The following is a 15,577-nucleotide window of genomic DNA, read 5'->3' as shown; positions in this document are numbered from 1 at the left end:
CGGAAAGTCTCTCACGCGCGCTTGGCGTCGTCGCCTGAGTCTTCGTCGTCGATCAAATGAGCGAACGCCTGCAGGTTCTTCAGCGACTCACCGCGCGACACCCGCCACTCCCACTCCTTCTGGATTGACGAGTGAAATCCCAACTCCAGCAACGTATTAAAGTCCGAATCCACGGCCTCGAGCACCTGACCGAGCACCCGGTCGATCTCGTCGGGGGTGACCGAAGCCAACGACATCCGGCCCACCAGGTAGATGTCGCCGACGTTGTCCAGGGTGTAGGCGACCCCGTACAGGCGGCGGTTGCGCTTGAGCAGGAATCGGTAGACCTTTTCGTGGTCCTCGTCGGGCTTGCGACAGACGAACGCCTCGACCCGCACCGAATGCTCGCCGATGCTCAAAATCGTGTTGGTCTTGAGCTTGCGCTCGCCCGGCAATTCCACGATCAGCCCCGGCAGCCCGCCGTGCGCGCCGGCGTGCAGCTGATAGGTCAAACCGCTGGCTTGCAGCGTCTTCTCGATGATTTCTTGCGCGCGCTCGGCAGTGTCCGGTTCGGCGCCCCCCGGTTCACGGCCCGGTTCGGGGGAATTCACGCGCGCACCTCGCGGCGCTGCGCCCAGCGACGCGGCTTACGCACGACCGCCAGGTCCGATACCACGTCATCGCGTCGCAGCGCCCGCTCGGCGGCGAAGTCGGCGATCGCCCGCCGGTAGCTGGCCAGCAGCGCATCGGTGGTGTTGTCCCACGAGAACCCCGCCGCGTGCTCGACCGCCGCGCGGCTCATCGCCCAACCCTGCGGGCCGGCGCGGAGCTGCAGCAGACGGTCAATGGCCGCCGCCCACCGGTCGATGTCGTGCCCGGCCACCAGCGCCCCGGTCACGCCGTCGCGCACCGCCACCGGCAACCCGCCGACCGCGGCCGCGACCACCGGCGTCCCGCAGGCCTGCGCCTCCAGGGCAACGAGGCCGAACGACTCCGAATAGCTCGGCACCGCCACCAGGTCGGCCGCGTGGAACAGCGAGGCCAGCTCGGTGCGGGACTGCGGCGGCAGGAAGGTCACCCGCTGCGCGATGCCGAGCTCCTCGGCCAGCCGCATCAGTCCGTCGGGTGCGGCCAGGCCGCTGCCCGACGGTCCGCCCGCCACGATGATGCGCACCCCCGGCAACTGCGCGGCGGCGCGCAACACGATGTCGGGCGCCTTGAGTGGTTGAATGCGTCCGACAAAAGCCACCACCTGCTCGTCGGGTCCAAGCCCGAGCCGAGCCCGAGCCGCCCGTCGATCCCCCGGCCGGAACACGTCCAGGTCCACGCCGGGATGAACCACGTCGATGCGGTCCGGGTCGGCGTGATGAAGCGAAATCAGTTGCTGCGCTTCGTCTTCGGTGTTGACGATGAGTCGGTCCGCCTCGTCGACGACCTGCTGTTCGCCGACGGTGCGCAGCGGTGGCTCGGGCGAGTCACCGTCGGCCAGCGCCGCGTTCTTCACCGCGGCCAGCGTGTGCGCGGTGTGCACCAGCGGCACCGCCCAGCGGTCTCGAGCCAGCCAGCCGATCTGGCCGGACAGCCAGTAGTGCGAGTGGACGATGTCGTAGTAGCCCGGCTCGTGCGCAGCCTCGGCGCGTAACACCGCCGCCGCGAACGCACACAGCTGCGTGGGCAGGTCGTATTTGTCGAGCCCCTCGAACGGTCCGGCCACGATGTTGCGCACCAGCACGCCGGGAGCCACCGGAACCACCGGCGGATCCGCCGAGGCGGTGGCGCGGGTGAAGATCTCCACCTCGATGCCGCGGCGGGCCAGGTGCAACGCGGTCTGCAGCACGTAGACGTTCATCCCGCCGGCATCCCCGGTTCCCGGCTGGGCCAGTGGGGAGGTGTGCACCGCCAATAGGGCTACCCGTTGCGGGCCATCCACCACTGAATTGTCGAAGTGCACACAGTCATCTTTACAGGATGCCGCGCGACGCCCCGCTGCCGCAGGTCAGGAGCGTGCTAGGCGAGGGCTTCCGGTTCCGGTTCGCGCAACTGGGTCTGCAGCGCGCCCGAGCGACGCATCGCGCCCAGCGGGTCGGCGTAGAGGCCGCCCAGCGACACCAGGCCGGCTCCTGCTTCTTGCACCCGGTTGCCGAAGGCGGTGACCCGGATGTCGCGCGGCGCCAGCACCGAACGGGCGGCGAAGGCTTCCTCCACGTACTGCATGCCCTCGGGGTATTCGGTGAAGGCCTGACCGCCGACGACCAACTCGTCGGGATTGAGCAGGTCCCGCAGCAGCGCGACCGCCTCGCCCAGCACCCGGGCCCGTTCCGCGAGCAGTTCTCTGGCTTGCGTGTTGCCCGCCCGTGCCACCCGCAGCAGGTCGGTGATCGCGGCGGCCGATCCGTTGGTTCGGGTCACCGGGGTGACACCGGGCAGCAGCCGCAGCCGCCGGGCCGCCGCCAAGACCGCCTCGTCGCTGACGGTGGACTCCAATTGTCCACTGCCGCCGAGTAATTCGGAGTGCGCCGGCAGCGACGCGATGGTGCCGGGGCCACTGGCCGGGCAGTGCACCCGCCCGCCGATCACCAGCGCATAGCCCACGGTCTCGCGGGCGTAGACGTACAGAGTGGTCGGCGAGGTGGGCGCGAAACGCCGCATGCCGAGCAGAAGTTCGGCGCCGGCCATGGCGTCGACGTGTGAAGCCACCGACACCGGCAGACCGAGCACGTCGGCCAACACCGGACCCACCGGCGCTTGTCGCCAACCGAGTCGGGGGTGGTCGACGTGCCCCGTACCGCTGTCGACGGCGCCACCGATGGAAACCCCGACCCACAGCGGCCGACGCCGGTGCCAGCGCCGCAAATAACGCGCGGCGCTGTCGGCGAGCGACGCCAGCGCGGCTCCCGCGGAGTTGAGCGGGGTGGGCGTCTCGACGGTGTCCAAGGTGCGTCCGAACAGATCGGTCGCCACGATGCTGGTGGTCCGGGCGCCGATGTGGATGCCCAGGGTCACGAACGGTTCGTGGTTGACCTCCACCGGAACCCGCGGCCGCCCGATCGCGCCGGACACCGCCAGGTCGGCGCGCTCACGCAGCAGGCCGGCCTCCAACAGGGCTATGACCTGGCGATTCACCGTCGCAATGCTCAGCGAGGTGACCTTGGCGATGACGTCCCGGCCCACCGGACCGCGCAGCCGCACGGCCCGGAAGACGGCCGCCGCCGCGGTGTCCGACAGGTGCAGCGCGGGGGGCGCCACGTGGCGGTGCGACCGCGCCGGGTGCGGGCGACGGATGGGGGAATGAGGGGAAAGAGTGTGAGAGTGCACTGTGGTCCTTGTCCTTGTCCTGGTTCTAACTGGCCCTCTGGCCACACCTGCTGGAGATCGACTGGGATCAGGCGCGGCAAAGTGCGCAGCAACAACACGCACACGCCGCGCAAAGACACGCGGTGGTGGTGTTGAACCAGGCGCTGTGGTGCACGCCTGAAATTTAGCACGTTTATTAGAGTTGTTCCTGTGACAGCTCAAATGGCGCAGACGAGGGTGGCGGTCGTCACCGGCGCCAGTTCGGGAATCGGCGAAGCAACTGCGAAAACCCTTGCGGCTCAAGGGTTTCATGTGGTTTCGGTAGGGCGCCGGGCGGACCGGATAGCGGCCCTAGCCCAGGAGACCGGCGGTACCCCGGTTGTGGCCGACGTCACAAACGACGGGCAGGTCCAAGCGCTGGCCGACGGCTTGGACCGGGTTGATGTGCTGGTCAACAACGCCGGTGGCGCCAAGGGATTGGAGACCGTGGCCGACGCCAACCTTGAGCACTGGCGGTGGATGTGGGAGACGAATGTGCTGGGCACCCTGCGGGTCACCCGCGCGCTGTTGCCCAAGCTGATCGCGTCCGGTGACGGCCTGGTGGTCACGGTCACCTCGATAGCCGCGTTGGAGGTGTACGACGGCGGCGCCGGTTACACCGCCGCCAAACACGCGCAGGGCGCGTTGCACCGCACGCTGCGCGGTGAGCTGTTGGGAAAACCGGTGCGGCTCACCGAAATTGCCCCCGGCGCGGTGGAAACCGAGTTCTCCCTGGTGCGCTTCGCCGGTGACCAAGAGCGCGCTGACGCCGTGTACGCGGGGATGACCCCGTTGGTGGCCGCCGACGTCGCCGAAGTGATCGGATTCGTGGCATCCCGGCCGCCGCACGTGAATCTGGACCAGATCATCATCCGGCCGCGCGATCAGGCGTCAGCGACCCGCAGGTTTAACCACCTGGCCCAGAACTAGGACTAGAACTAGGACCAGAACTAGAAGTCGTCGGCGTGCCCGACAGGGTCGGCGCGGTCGAAGGCGTGACCGGGGCGGTGACCGGAATCTGAGTTCCCGGGGCGCGACCCGACGGCCGCGGTAGCGCCGACATCGACAGCCAGGTGTCCCAGTCCACCGCCCAGTCCCAGATGTCGCCGTCGGAGTAGGACAGCTGAATCGAACTGCCCGTCACCTCGACCGGGTCGCCGTATATCGCCGTCGCGTAGTACTCCGCCGCGTTTTCCGTCGAGAGGTTGATGCAACCGTTGGTCACGTTGGAATTGCCTTGTGCGCCAGCGCTCATCGGGTTGGCGTGGATGAACTCGCCGTTGTTGGAGATGCGCACCGCCCAGCGCTCGTGCACGTTGCTGTAGCCCGCGGCCGGGTTGGACATGTAGAAGTCGGCGTACTTCTCGGTGACCACGTGGATGCCGTTGCGGGTGACGTTGCGCGCCAAGTCACCCTCGCCGTAGCTACAGGGGAAGTCCATAATGACGCCGGCATCGGTCACCACCTGCATGCGGTGCGAGGTGACCTCGGCCTTGACGATCTGCCGACGCCCGATCTGGATGTTGAGCGATATGTCCTCCGCGCCGTACGCGTCGTCGCCGAACGGCACGCCGTACAGCTTGGCGTCCACATTCACGGTGGTGCCGGCCGGGTAGTACTCGCGGGGACGCCAGTGCACCCGGGCGCCCTTGGCCTCGTCCGGCAGCCACGCCCAGCTGCCCTCGACGGGCGGGTCGGTGGTGACCGTGAGGGCCCGCTCGACCGCGGCCTTGTCCGAGATGGGCGCATCGAACTGGATGATGATCGGAGCCGCGATGCCCACCGTCTGGCCGTCAGCAAGCTGGAATGCCCCGCTGATCTTCTTGCTGGGCGTCACCGTGATGAACTTGCCCGTCACCGGGATGGCCTTGCCGTCGTGCCCCACCGCCGAACCGCTCCAGCTGTAGGTGGTGTTGTAGCCCAGCGGCTCGGTGATCGTGTACACGGTGCGATCCCGGTTGAACTCGCCCGCGATGACCTTGCCGGCCGAGTTCGTCAGCGCCACCCGCTGGAACCAGCCGTTGTCGATCTGCACGCCGATATGGGCGACGGGCAGCACGTCCTCGGCCGCGTTGGGCGGTGTGTACGTCAGACGGGGCTCCGGCGGCGGCTTCTTCTCGGCCTGCTGAGTGAGCGTCTTGCCGGAGCACGCGGCCAGCACGCCTGGTGCAAACACGCCGATCCCAAGCGCCGCCAATACCCGGCGACGGTTGATCGGCACCCCACCCTGGGGTGTCTCGGATGTGTTCACGAGAACCAAAGATACCGGGCGGAACAGCCTATCCCCCGCCACAGCAACGCGCCAGAGGGGCCCGGGAAGGCTACAAGACGCAACCGACCAGCACAGGTTCGGGTTGCAATGTGATACCAAACACGTCACGAACTCCAGCTCGAACGGTGCGCGCCAACGCAACCACGTCCTCGGCGGTCGCTTCCCCGCGGTTGGTCAGGGCGAGCGCATGTTTGGTGGACAACCTGCACCGGGCGTCGCTACCCGGATACCCCTTGCCGAACCCAGCGTGCTCGACCAGCCATCCGGCGGCGAGCTTGACTCCCTCCGGCGCCGGATAGTGCGGCACCGGACCGTCGACCCGTGCGGCAAGGCGTTCGTAGACGTCCGGCGGGACCACCGGGTTGGTGAAGAACGAGCCGACGCTCCAGGTGTCGTGGTCGGCCTCGTCGAGCACCATGCCCTTGCGGGCACGTAACGCCAGGACCGCGGCGCGGACGGCGCGCGGGTCGGCACGTTCGCCGCTGGACGCGCCCAAGGCAGCGGTCAGCTCGCCGTAGCGCAGCGGAGCACTGCGGCCGGACGGATCGAGTGTGAATTCCACTTCCAGCACGACAGCGGGCGTCTGAAGGCCGTCAGCACGCTTGAGGATGCTGGTGCGGTAACCGAAGCCGAGTTCGCCGGCGGGCACCCACCGCACCTCGCCGTTGCCGCGGTCCAGCATCCGGACACGCGTGATGGTGTCCGACACCTCCGCGCCGTATGCGCCCACGTTCTGTACCGGGGTGGCTCCGGCGGACCCCGGGATGCCGGACAGGCATTCCAGCCCGCCCAGCCCGTGTTCGATGGCGGTGACCACGACGTCGTCCCACACCGCACCGGCCTCTGCGCGCACCAGGTTGCCGTCCACCGTGACACTGCGATTGCACAGCCGCACCACGGTCAGGTCGGCAATCGCGTCGCCGATCACGACATTCGAGCCACCAGCAAACACCAACGGAACGCCGCCGACGCCGGCACGAGCCTCAGCGTCCAGCTCCCCCAGCGTCGCGATCACCTGATCGGTGCTGTCACAGGTAATTACACGACGCGCTACCGGACCCACTCGCAGCGTGGTCAACGGTGCCAACGGCACAGATTCTTCGACGCGCGCACCGGCAAAGTGGGAACCCACCACGCCCGGTAACGGTAGCCTCACCTGATATGCCGCGTTCATTCGACATGTCGGCCGACTACCAGGGCAGCGTTGAAGAGGTACACCACGCTTTCCATGAGGCCGATTACTGGACCGCCAGGCTGGCAGAGACTCCTGTCGACATCGCCACCATCGAGGCGATGCGGCTCGGTGGCGAATCCGGCGAGGATGGCTCCATCGAGGTGGTGACCCTGCAGACGGTGTGCAGCCACAACCTGCCCGGCCTGGTCACCCAGCTGCACCGCGGCGACCTGAGTGTGCGGCGGCAGGAGACCTGGGGTCCGGTCCGGGACGGCATCGCCACCGCGTCCATCACGGGCTCGATCGTGGATGCGCCGGTCAACCTGTGGGGAACCGCCGTGCTGGAACCCGTCGAATCGGGCAGTTCCCGCCTGTCCCGCCTGAAACTGCAGGTCAGCATCCAAGTCCGGATCCCGTTCATCGGCGGGAAGCTGGAACGGCTGATCGGCAATCAGTTGAGCGAGCTGGTGAACATCGAACAGCGCTTCACCACGCAGTGGATCGCCAACAAGGCCTGACCGACAGAGCTCATAAGCTGGCGGCATGCGAATCGCGTTGGCGCAAATCCTCAGCGGCACCGATCCCGCGGCGAATCTGGACCTGGTCCGGGAGTATGCGCAGCGGGCGGCCGACGCGGGCGCCAAGCTGGTCGTGTTCCCGGAGGCGACGATGTGTCGCTTCGGGGTCCCGCTCAAACCGATCGCCGAGCCCGTAACCGGCCCTTGGGCCAACGGCGTGCGTCAGATCGCCGACGACACCGGCGTCACCGTCATCGCGGGCATGTTCACCCCGGCCGATGACGGACGGGTGAAGAACACCGTGATCGCGGCACGTCCCGGCGGAGCAAACGACCGCGAACCGGACGGCACTGGCCTCGTGCACTACGACAAGATCCACCTGTACGACGCCTTCGGCTTCACCGAGTCGCGCACCGTCGCACCCGGCAGCGAACCCGTTCTGGTCACCGTCGACGACGTCACGGTGGGGTTGACGACCTGCTACGACATCCGGTTTCCCGCGCTGTATGTCGAACTCGCGCGGCGGGGAGCGCAGCTGATCGTCGCGTGCGCGTCCTGGGGTTCCGGTCCGGGCAAGCTCGAACAGTGGACGTTGCTGGCCCGGGCCAGGGCGCTGGATTCGATGAGCTACCTGGCCGCGGCCGGACAGGCGTATCCGGGTGACGAGTTAGCCAGCACCGGTGCACCCACCGGCGTGGGCGGCAGCCTGGTGGCGTCCCCGCTGGGTCAAGTGATTGCGGCCGCCGGGAACGACCCGCAGCTGCTGATCGCCGAGATCGACGTCGACAACGTCGCCAAAGCGCGCGACAGCATCGGGGTGCTGCGCAACCGCTCACCCTTCACTCCGCGTTTTAAGGCAGAATCACCAGAGTGACCACCCCGCAAGGACCATCGAACGACCCATGGGCACGTCCTGGCAATCAAGGTCCGCTGGGCCGGCCGCCGACGCCCGGTGAAGCCCCCACCCAGCAACTGCGGCCCGGAGGGGGTCGACCGCAGCCGCCCCCGCCCGGTGCCCATCCACCGCAGGTGAACCTGCCGCCGGCCGCGGCCAACACCGACGCGCAGCGGCCCCCCACCCCGCCCCCGCCGCACGTCCCCGAGGATCGGACGGTCTCGTTTGGCAGGCCGAGCGACGAGCCCGAGAAGCCGGCAAAGAAAAAGAAGCGCGCACTCTCGGCGCTGCCCATCCTGCTGGTCGTCATCATCGTGTTCTCGCTGGTCCTGGCGGGCCTGATCGGCGCCGAGCTCTACGTGCGCAACGAGGCCAACAACAAGATCGCGTCGGCCGTGGCCTGCGAGGTCCGGGACCAGGCCACCGCGTCCTTCGGCGTGACGCCGTTGGTGCTGTGGCAGTACCTGACCGATCACTACACGAACATCTCGATCGAGACGGCGGGCAACAACATCAAGGATGCCAAGGGCATGAAGATGCAGATCGGCATCAAGGACATCGTGCTGAAGGACAGCGGCGACTCCAAGGGCACCATCGGCGCGCTCGATGCGACCATCACGTGGACGTCTGATGGCATCAAAGAGACTGTGCAGAACGCGATTCCGCTGCTGGGCGCGTTCGTCACCAGCAGCGTGACGACGCATCCCAACGACGGCACCGTCGAGCTCAAGGGCATGTTGGACGACATCGTCGCCAAGCCGACCGTGGTCGACGGCGGCCTCGAGCTGCAGATCGTCAGTTTCAACACCCTGGGCTTCTCGCTGCCCAAGGAGACCGTGCAGTCAACGCTCGACGACTACACCGGCAAGCTGACGAAGAACTACCCGCTGGGCATCAAGGTAGACAGCGTGAAAGTCACGTCGGACGGCGTGGAGGCCCACTTTTCCAGCCGCAACGCCACCATCCCCGCCGACAACACGCACCCCTGCTTCGCCGATCTCTGACCGAACGTCAGGTTGAGCAGAGCCCGTCGAGCACCGCCCGGGTGCCGGACAGGCCCAACCGGGTGGCCCCGGCGTCCAGCATCGCGATCGCGGCAGCGGCGGTACGGATGCCGCCGCTGGCCTTGACCCCCAGGCGTCCGCCGACGGTCGCGTTCATCAACTCGACGGCACGCACGGTTGCACCGCCGTCGGGATGAAACCCGGTCGAGGTCTTCACAAAGTCGGCGCCCGCATCCTCGGCGGCGCGACACGCTTGCACCAGCAGGTCTTCGGTGCCGTGGCCTAGCAGCACCGCCGACTCCACGATGACCTTGAGCACCGCCCCGCTCGTGGCGGCGCGCACCGCCGCGATGTCGGCCCGCACGGCGTCGAGGTCCCCCGCCAGCGCCGCTCCGACATCGATGACCATGTCGATTTCGGTTGCGCCGGCGGCGACGGCAAGTTCGGCCTCGTGTGCCTTGACCGCGGAGAGGTGCTTGCCCGACGGAAAGCCGGCCACCGCGGCGACGCGTGCCGCCCCCGCGTCCATCGCCACCGAGACCATCGACGGCGAGACGCAGACCGCATAAACGTTGAGCTCGGCGGCCTCGGCCACCAGGGCGACCACGTCGGCCTCGGTGGACTCGGGTTTGAGCAGGGTGTGGTCGACCAATGCCGCCAGCTGCTCACGCGTCGGGCGCGCCGGACGCGTCGGGGTGTCGGGCACTAGAACGGTTCCTCGGCCCCGCCGGGGTTGCACCCCGACGCCAGCATCTGGGTATCGCCGACGACCGGTCGCCACGGCTCGAGGTTCCAGCTGGTCTTGCCCGGATAGCCGATTTCGGCGAGATGCCAGTGGCATACAAACTGGGCCCGCATCCCAGGCGTGTCGGCGTCCGGCGTCAGCGCCAGCACTTCTGCCCAGGCCTGGTCGGCAGTGATGCCGGGTTGGCGAGACGCCATCCGCCCGGCGGGGGTGGGATAAACCCGCAGGCTGGTCGCGCCTCCCCACTGCACCCACTCGGTGTGGTCGACGTAGGGCGGAGACACGGACACCCCCGCGTCGGGTTCAGCGATCGCCGCCGGGGCACCGAGCAGGGCGACCAGCACCACGGCCGGCCCAGCTATCAGCGCTTTCATCCGTTAACGGGACTTACCCTGAATTTCGAGCAGCTTCGGCCGAACGTCCACCAGATAGACACCTGCCGCACACGCCGCAATCACTATTCCGAGCACACTGAACAAGAGAGCCAAGATGGACGCGGCCCCCAGGATGATCAACCACACCGGCTTGGTCAGCTTGTCGGCGGCGGTGTAGGCATCCGGCCGCTGCAGCGCGGCATGCACAAACGCGTAGACCGCCATGATCAGAACGGCGAATTGCGCGACCCTTATGACGTTAAACGCGATCTCGTTCACCCGACCAGACTATGCGGGCCCCCCGGAAAACGTCGACTCCGAGCCGCCCGACACGTGGGCGACTCGGAGTCGAGTCGTGATTTGTTCGCGCCTCGCGGCCCGAATTACTTCTGGGTGACCTTCTTGGCCGCGGCCTTCTTGGCAGGAGCCTTCTTGGCCGGAGCGGCAGCCTTGGCCGGAGCGGCCTTCTTGGCCGGCGCGGCCTTCTTGGCAGGAGCCTTCTTGGCCGGCTCGTCCTTCTTAGGGAGCTCGATACCGACCAGCTTGGCGGCGCGCTCACCGACGGCGCGGGTCTGCGACGCGACGGTGCCCAGAGCTTCCTGGGTCAGCTCGACGGCCTGGTCCACGTAGCCCTCGGCGCGGGCCGAAGCATCCTCGAACGCCGACTGGCTGCGAATCCGCTCCAGGGCGGCCTCGCCGCGCTCCACCAGCTCGTTGTAGCGGCTGGTAGCGGCCTCCAAATAGCCCTCGGCGGCCTTGCGCAGCTCTTCGCTGGTGAAGCGCTCACGCAGCTCGGCAACCTGGTCGGGCAGGTCCTCCTGCAGCTTGGTCAGGCGCTCGCGGGTCTCCTCGACGCGGGACCGGGTGTCGGTGCGAGTCTCCTCGGCACGCTCGCGAATGTTGCTGCGAGTCTCCTCGGCGCGCTCACGGAGGGTCGCCAGCAGGTCGTTGACGGTGGCCAAAGCCAGGTCGGCCGCGCCGAGCGCAGCAAGCAACGGAGCTTTCAGGTCTTCGATGTTCGTGTTTTCCGCCATTGTTATTTCCTTTCGTTTTGAGTTCTAGCCGTTAGGGAATCATCTGTGGGAAGTCGTGACAAGCTGTCGGCCCCGGTAAGGGGAGTCAAGACCCGCGGATTGACATGACACGCAGCTTGGCGAAAACCTCCTGATTCGTCGGGTCGAATTCGTGTATGGGATAGGCGCCTATGGCGCCACGCGGTGGCTCCTATTACATTCGGGCAAATTGTCTCCTTCGCAATAAGTCGTCAAGAAGTCGATTACACTCCGGTCGCTTGCCTGGCCAGGCCGGCAAGCAGTCGAGGGCAGACTCTTCACTTGGGTATCCCGACGCCCGCTCTCTAGACGTCGTCTAGGTGTCGGGTTTCCCGATTCAGTTGTTCAGTTAGGTGGTCAGGTACGTCACTCGTCCGGTGTCGACTCGCCCGGACAGTCGTCCCGAGCGGCCTCGTTCTGCTGGGTGAACGATGCGTAGATGTCCAGCAAAACCTGCTTCTGACGCTCCGTGATCGCCGTGTCGGTGACAATCGCGTCGCGCACCTGATTGGTTTCGCTGGGTTCGAGAATCCCAGCTCGCACGTAGAGAACCTCCGCGGAAACCCGCAGCGCCTTTGCGATTTGGGCCAGGACATCGGCGGACGGCTTACGCAGCCCTCGCTCAACCTGACTCAAGTACGGGTTACTGACCCCGGAGCGCGCGGCGAGCTGCCGCATGGAAACCTGCGCCGTTTCGCGCTGTGCCCTGATGAAGCTACCGATGTCGGACGCCTTCTTGGAGGACACGGTGGAAACAGCGGACACCGTGGCGCCCAACTTCTCCTCCAGCTTCTCCTCCGACGGGGACATTGGGAACACTCCTAGCGTTAGGGGGTAGTTCGTTATGCCCCATAGGCTACGCACAGGTGCTTGCTATTGCAAGCACTTTGCTAGCACCCCTAGAACAGCAACTGGGCGATGGTGTAGATCGCCAGCCCGGCCAGGGACCCCACCACGGTGCCGTTGATCCGGATAAACTGCAGGTCACGACCCACATGGAGCTCGATTCGGCGACTGGCTTCCTCCGCGTCCCAGCGCTCGATCGTCTCGGTGATGATCGCTGTGATCTCCACCCCATATTGCGAAACCAGGTGTTGGACGCCCCGCACCATCCAGTTTTCGACCTTGTCGCGCAGGTCGGCATCGTCCCGCAGCGACTCGCCGATTTGAATCACAGCGTCGGTAATTCGGGTGCGCAGCGCACTTGACGGATCATCAACACCCTCGAGCACCAACCGTTTGAGTGTCTTCCAGGCCGTCGCGGCCGCATTGGCGATTTCGTCGCGCGCCATCAACTGCTCTTTCACGGCGTCCGCACGCGCAATGGTGGACGGATCGTTCTGCAGGTCATCGGCGAATTCGAACAAGAAACGCGTCGCCGAGCGGCGCAGCTCGTGGTCGGGATTGCGACGCACCTTGTCGGTGAAGTCCATCAATTCGCGGTGTATGCGATCGCCCACAAGATGGTCGATGAATTTGGGAGACCACGTCGGGGAATCACGCTCCACCACTCGCTGGATCACCACGCCGGCGTTCAGAGACCACTGGAACGCCCGGTCGGCCAGCAACTGGATGAGGGCCTCCTGCCGGTTTTCGGCCAACAAGGTGTGCAGCACCCGTCCAATCGGCGGACCCCACTGGGGTTCCGCGATGCGGCGAACGATCATCTTGTCGATCACCTGCTGGACGTCCTCGTCCCGGAGCAGCTCTACCAGCACCCGCAGCACGGTCGCGGTCTCGCTGGCTACGCGCTCGGCATGCACGGGTTCGGACAACCACTTGCCCAGCCGGCCGGGCACCTCGGCGTCCCGCAGCTTGCCCTCAACGACCTCGGCGGACAGGAAGTTCTCCCGCACGAACGTGCCCAGGCCCTCGCCGAGCTGGTCCTTCTTGCGCTTGATGATGGCGGTGTGCGGAATCGGTATGCCCAGCGGATGCTTGAACAGCGCGGTCACGGCGAACCAGTCCGCCAGCGCACCCACCATGCCCGCTTCGGCGGCCGCGCCGACGTAACCGACCCATGTTGGTGCGGTGCCGTCCATCTGCAGCCAGCGGCAGAGCAGGAACACCACGCTGGCGCCGACGAGGAAGCCCAGCGCCACCACCTTCATCCGGCGCAGAGCGTTCCGCCGCTCGTCGTCGGCCGCCGGATCCGCGCCCGCGAAGGACTCGGCGAAGGACTTGTGGGGCTTGTTCGGCACGACCGGCCCGGGACCGTCCGGCTTGCGCCCGTCCGGCCTACGCCCCGAAGAACCGGACGCTCCCCTTGCCGGCAAGGCTCTGTGTGCCACGACACCATCATCCGCTATTACTCGCACCAGTTAGTGTTACCCACACTGGTCGGGGAGCCTTCCTACGTTTTCCGGATCCGTCGGGATGGCACCTATACGCCGTAGTATCGATGCGTCCAGTGTTGTGCAGATGGGACGAAAGAGGCGGAGCATACCCCGGCCGTGGCAATGAAATCGGATGGGCGCAAGCGGCGCTGGCACCAGCACAAGGTGGAGCGCCGCAATGAGTTGGTGGACGGCACCATCGATGCGATCCGCCGACAGGGCCGATTCCTGAGCATGGACGAGATCGCGGCCGAAATCGGGGTCTCCAAGACCGTGCTCTACCGGTACTTCGTCGACAAGAACGACCTGACCACCGCGGTCATGATGCGGTTCACCCAGACCACGTTGATTCCCAACATGGCCAAGGCGCTGTCATCCGACCTGGACGGCTTCGACCTGACCCGCGAGATCATCCGCGTGTACGTCGACACTGTGGCCGACGAACCCGAGCCGTACCGGTTCGTGATGGCGAACAGTTCGGCCAGCAAGAGCAAGGTGATCGCCGACTCGGAGCGCATCATCGCCCGCATGCTCGCGGTGATGCTGCGACGCCGCATGCAAGAGGCCGGGATGGACACCGGCGGGGTCGAGCCGTGGTCGTACCTGATCGTCGGTGGGGTGCAGTTGGCCACCCACTCGTGGATGTCCGACCCGCGGATGAGCCGCGATGAGCTGATCGACTACCTGACCATGCTCAGCTGGAACGCCTTATGGGGGATCGTCGAGGCGGGCGGGTCGTTGGAGAAGTTCCGCGAGCAACCGCATCCATCGCCGGTCGTGCCCGCGTGGAGGCGAGCCTAAGCTCGAAGGATGCCCGACGTTAGCGCGCCCTCGAGGCTGAAGTCGTGGGCCTACGCACTGCGCACCACCAACCCGCCGCCGGACGGGCCGGTCGATTTCGTCACGCGGTGGCTCGTCGTCACCCGCGCGGCAGTGTTACCGATGACCCTGGTTTCCGGCCTGGTCGCCGCGCTGCTCGCCGTCGGCCAACCTGGCCTCGACTGGCGCTGGCTGGTCTTGGCCGTCCTCGGCATCACCCTGGCCCACGTGTCGAACAACCTGATGAACGACCTCTACGACACCCAGGTCGGTACCGACAGCGCCACCTACCCGCGCGCTTTGTACGCCCCGCACCCGGTGCTGTCCGGTCTGATCAGCCGGCGCAAGCTGGGCCTGACCATCCTTGCGGTGAACCTCGCCGACCTGGCGATCTTGATCACCTTGACCTGGGCTCGGGGCTGGCCCGTGGTGGCATTCGCGCTCAGCGGGTTCGTGCTCAGCGTCGCCTACACAGCGCCACCACTTCGGTTGAAGAAGCGCGGCCTCGGCGAGCCGGACGTGTTCGTCGTGTGGGGTCCGCTGATGGTGTGCGGCACGTACTACTCGGCCGTGGGTTCGGTCGGTTGGGACGTGGTGCTGGCGTCGCTTCCGTACGGCCTGCTGTGCACGACGGTGTTGATGGGCAAGCACATCGACAAGATCCCGTACGACGAGCCGCTCGGCGTTCGGACGCTGCCGGTTCTGCTCGGCGAAAAGCGCGCCCGGGTTGTGACTTTGGCCATGATGGTCGGGTTCTACGTGCTGGTCGCTGTCGCCGTGGCGCTAGGGGCAATGCCGTGGCCCGCGCTGCTGGTTGTGCTGGCGCTGCCGCGGTTAGCCAAAGTCTGGCCATACTTCCGCCGTCAGCGGCCTGACCAGCCGCCGCCGAAATTTCCGGTGTGGCCGTTGTGGTACGCGGCGTTGGCTTGGGTGCACGTGCGTCAGGCCGGCGCCCTGCTGGTGGTGGGCCTCGCGATAGGCGCCGTCCTGCGCGTTTTGGGAATGGGCTGACCGCCAACTGACAAAAATGCCAGCTGCAGCGTCAACTTCTGCGGCTAGCATGCATGGGAGTGCAT

Annotated in this window: 17 protein-coding genes; 6 read left to right on the top strand and 11 right to left on the bottom strand. The window is 66.7% G+C overall.

Annotated elements, in window-relative coordinates; translation table 11 throughout:
- Window positions 1-11 precede the first annotated feature (11 nt).
- From G6N68_RS01775 to G6N68_RS01765, 3 genes are all read right to left on the bottom strand, one after another.
- Window positions 12-521: a type III secretion system chaperone family protein gene (locus tag G6N68_RS01775; protein WP_163718016.1), complete on the bottom strand. Its 510-nt coding sequence runs from the start codon at window positions 519-521 to the stop codon at window positions 12-14.
- Window positions 522-586: 65 nt separating this feature from the next.
- Window positions 587-1,930: a D-inositol-3-phosphate glycosyltransferase gene (gene mshA / locus G6N68_RS01770; protein WP_163707091.1), complete on the bottom strand. Its 1,344-nt coding sequence runs from the start codon at window positions 1,928-1,930 to the stop codon at window positions 587-589.
- Between the two features lie 56 nt (window positions 1,931-1,986).
- A complete protein-coding gene (locus G6N68_RS01765) occupies window positions 1,987-3,294 on the bottom strand; it encodes an ROK family protein (protein WP_163707088.1) in 1,308 nt (435 codons plus the stop codon).
- Window positions 3,295-3,495: 201 nt separating this feature from the next.
- Here G6N68_RS01765 and G6N68_RS01760 point away from each other — a divergent pair, with 201 nt between their 5' ends.
- On the top strand, window positions 3,496-4,242 hold the full coding sequence (locus G6N68_RS01760; RefSeq protein WP_163718014.1) for an SDR family NAD(P)-dependent oxidoreductase: 747 nt from the start codon (window positions 3,496-3,498) through the stop codon (window positions 4,240-4,242).
- Here the strand turns inward: G6N68_RS01760 and G6N68_RS01755 are convergent.
- On the bottom strand, window positions 4,220-5,605 hold the full coding sequence (locus tag G6N68_RS01755) for a L,D-transpeptidase (RefSeq protein WP_205351212.1): 1,386 nt from the start codon (window positions 5,603-5,605) through the stop codon (window positions 4,220-4,222). The genes G6N68_RS01760 and G6N68_RS01755 overlap by 23 nt on opposite strands.
- A 28-nt stretch (window positions 5,606-5,633) precedes the next feature.
- Window positions 5,634-6,758, bottom strand: coding sequence for a UDP-N-acetylmuramate dehydrogenase (locus G6N68_RS01750; protein ID WP_163707082.1), 1,125 nt, complete (start codon window positions 6,756-6,758; stop codon window positions 5,634-5,636).
- On the opposite strand from G6N68_RS01750, the gene G6N68_RS01745 reads away from it, so the two are divergent.
- From G6N68_RS01745 to G6N68_RS01735, 3 genes are read left to right on the top strand one after another with little or no spacing between them, the layout of a single operon-like run.
- Window positions 6,746-7,276 (top strand): DUF2505 domain-containing protein, encoded by a 531-nt coding sequence (locus tag G6N68_RS01745; protein WP_163707079.1) that lies wholly within the window; start codon window positions 6,746-6,748, stop codon window positions 7,274-7,276. The two genes, G6N68_RS01750 and G6N68_RS01745, sit on opposite strands and share 13 nt — an antisense overlap.
- A gap of 25 nt (window positions 7,277-7,301) precedes the next feature.
- Window positions 7,302-8,150: a carbon-nitrogen hydrolase family protein gene (locus G6N68_RS01740; RefSeq protein ID WP_163707076.1), complete on the top strand. Its 849-nt coding sequence runs from the start codon at window positions 7,302-7,304 to the stop codon at window positions 8,148-8,150.
- Complete coding sequence (locus tag G6N68_RS01735) at window positions 8,147-9,175, top strand: LmeA family phospholipid-binding protein (protein ID WP_163707073.1); 1,029 nt, start codon at window positions 8,147-8,149, stop codon at window positions 9,173-9,175. The genes G6N68_RS01740 and G6N68_RS01735 overlap by 4 nt, the downstream gene beginning before the upstream one ends.
- Window positions 9,176-9,182: 7 nt before the next feature.
- Here G6N68_RS01735 and deoC read toward each other — a convergent pair whose 3' ends face one another.
- The 6 genes from deoC to G6N68_RS01705 all read right to left on the bottom strand — a co-directional run bounded on the left by deoC (window position 9,183) and on the right by G6N68_RS01705 (window position 13,664).
- Window positions 9,183-9,881, bottom strand: coding sequence for a deoxyribose-phosphate aldolase (gene deoC, locus G6N68_RS01730; protein WP_163707070.1), 699 nt, complete (start codon window positions 9,879-9,881; stop codon window positions 9,183-9,185).
- The gene (locus G6N68_RS01725; RefSeq protein WP_163707066.1) at window positions 9,881-10,294 is read right to left on the bottom strand and encodes a DUF2599 domain-containing protein; all 414 of its coding nucleotides are present in this window, start codon (window positions 10,292-10,294) and stop codon (window positions 9,881-9,883) included. Before G6N68_RS01725 ends, deoC begins: the two co-directional genes overlap by 1 nt.
- A gap of 3 nt (window positions 10,295-10,297) precedes the next feature.
- Window positions 10,298-10,573: a DUF2516 family protein gene (locus G6N68_RS01720; protein ID WP_163707063.1), complete on the bottom strand. Its 276-nt coding sequence runs from the start codon at window positions 10,571-10,573 to the stop codon at window positions 10,298-10,300.
- Between the two features lie 104 nt (window positions 10,574-10,677).
- The gene (locus G6N68_RS01715) at window positions 10,678-11,328 is read right to left on the bottom strand and encodes a heparin-binding hemagglutinin (RefSeq protein ID WP_163707059.1); all 651 of its coding nucleotides are present in this window, start codon (window positions 11,326-11,328) and stop codon (window positions 10,678-10,680) included.
- Window positions 11,329-11,712: 384 nt separating this feature from the next.
- Window positions 11,713-12,156 (bottom strand): helix-turn-helix domain-containing protein, encoded by a 444-nt coding sequence (locus G6N68_RS01710; RefSeq protein WP_163707056.1) that lies wholly within the window; start codon window positions 12,154-12,156, stop codon window positions 11,713-11,715.
- 89 nt (window positions 12,157-12,245) lie between these two features.
- Window positions 12,246-13,664: a DUF445 domain-containing protein gene (locus G6N68_RS01705; protein ID WP_371871526.1), complete on the bottom strand. Its 1,419-nt coding sequence runs from the start codon at window positions 13,662-13,664 to the stop codon at window positions 12,246-12,248.
- A 141-nt stretch (window positions 13,665-13,805) separates the two neighbouring features.
- Between G6N68_RS01705 and G6N68_RS01700 the strand changes: the two genes are divergently transcribed.
- Window positions 13,806-14,483, top strand: coding sequence for a TetR/AcrR family transcriptional regulator (locus G6N68_RS01700; protein WP_163718010.1), 678 nt, complete (start codon window positions 13,806-13,808; stop codon window positions 14,481-14,483).
- Between the two features lie 9 nt (window positions 14,484-14,492).
- Window positions 14,493-15,512, top strand: a complete 1,020-nt coding sequence (locus tag G6N68_RS01695; protein ID WP_163707053.1) for a prenyltransferase — start codon at window positions 14,493-14,495, stop codon at window positions 15,510-15,512.
- The last annotated feature ends 65 nt before the right edge of the window (window positions 15,513-15,577 follow it).

Origin of the sequence: Mycobacterium bourgelatii (assembly GCF_010723575.1) — a bacterium.
In the GTDB taxonomy this organism is placed as follows: Bacteria; Actinomycetota; Actinomycetes; order Mycobacteriales; family Mycobacteriaceae; genus Mycobacterium; species Mycobacterium bourgelatii.
Note: the sequence above shows the minus strand (reverse complement) of the source record. Positions and strands in the feature narration are given on the sequence as shown.

Coding starts and splice junctions, on each gene's coding strand:
- G6N68_RS01760 (WP_163718014.1), top strand. CDS start 3,496: ATGGCGCAGACGAGGGTGGCGGTCGTCACCGGCGCCAGTTCGGGAATC.
- G6N68_RS01715 (WP_163707059.1), bottom strand. CDS start 11,328: ATGGCGGAAAACACGAACATCGAAGACCTGAAAGCTCCGTTGCTTGCT.
- G6N68_RS01750 (WP_163707082.1), bottom strand. CDS start 6,758: ATGAACGCGGCATATCAGGTGAGGCTACCGTTACCGGGCGTGGTGGGT.
- G6N68_RS01740 (WP_163707076.1), top strand. CDS start 7,302: ATGCGAATCGCGTTGGCGCAAATCCTCAGCGGCACCGATCCCGCGGCG.
- G6N68_RS01700 (WP_163718010.1), top strand. CDS start 13,806: ATGAAATCGGATGGGCGCAAGCGGCGCTGGCACCAGCACAAGGTGGAG.
- G6N68_RS01695 (WP_163707053.1), top strand. CDS start 14,493: ATGCCCGACGTTAGCGCGCCCTCGAGGCTGAAGTCGTGGGCCTACGCA.
- G6N68_RS01745 (WP_163707079.1), top strand. CDS start 6,746: ATGCCGCGTTCATTCGACATGTCGGCCGACTACCAGGGCAGCGTTGAA.
- G6N68_RS01725 (WP_163707066.1), bottom strand. CDS start 10,294: ATGAAAGCGCTGATAGCTGGGCCGGCCGTGGTGCTGGTCGCCCTGCTC.
- G6N68_RS01710 (WP_163707056.1), bottom strand. CDS start 12,156: ATGTCCCCGTCGGAGGAGAAGCTGGAGGAGAAGTTGGGCGCCACGGTG.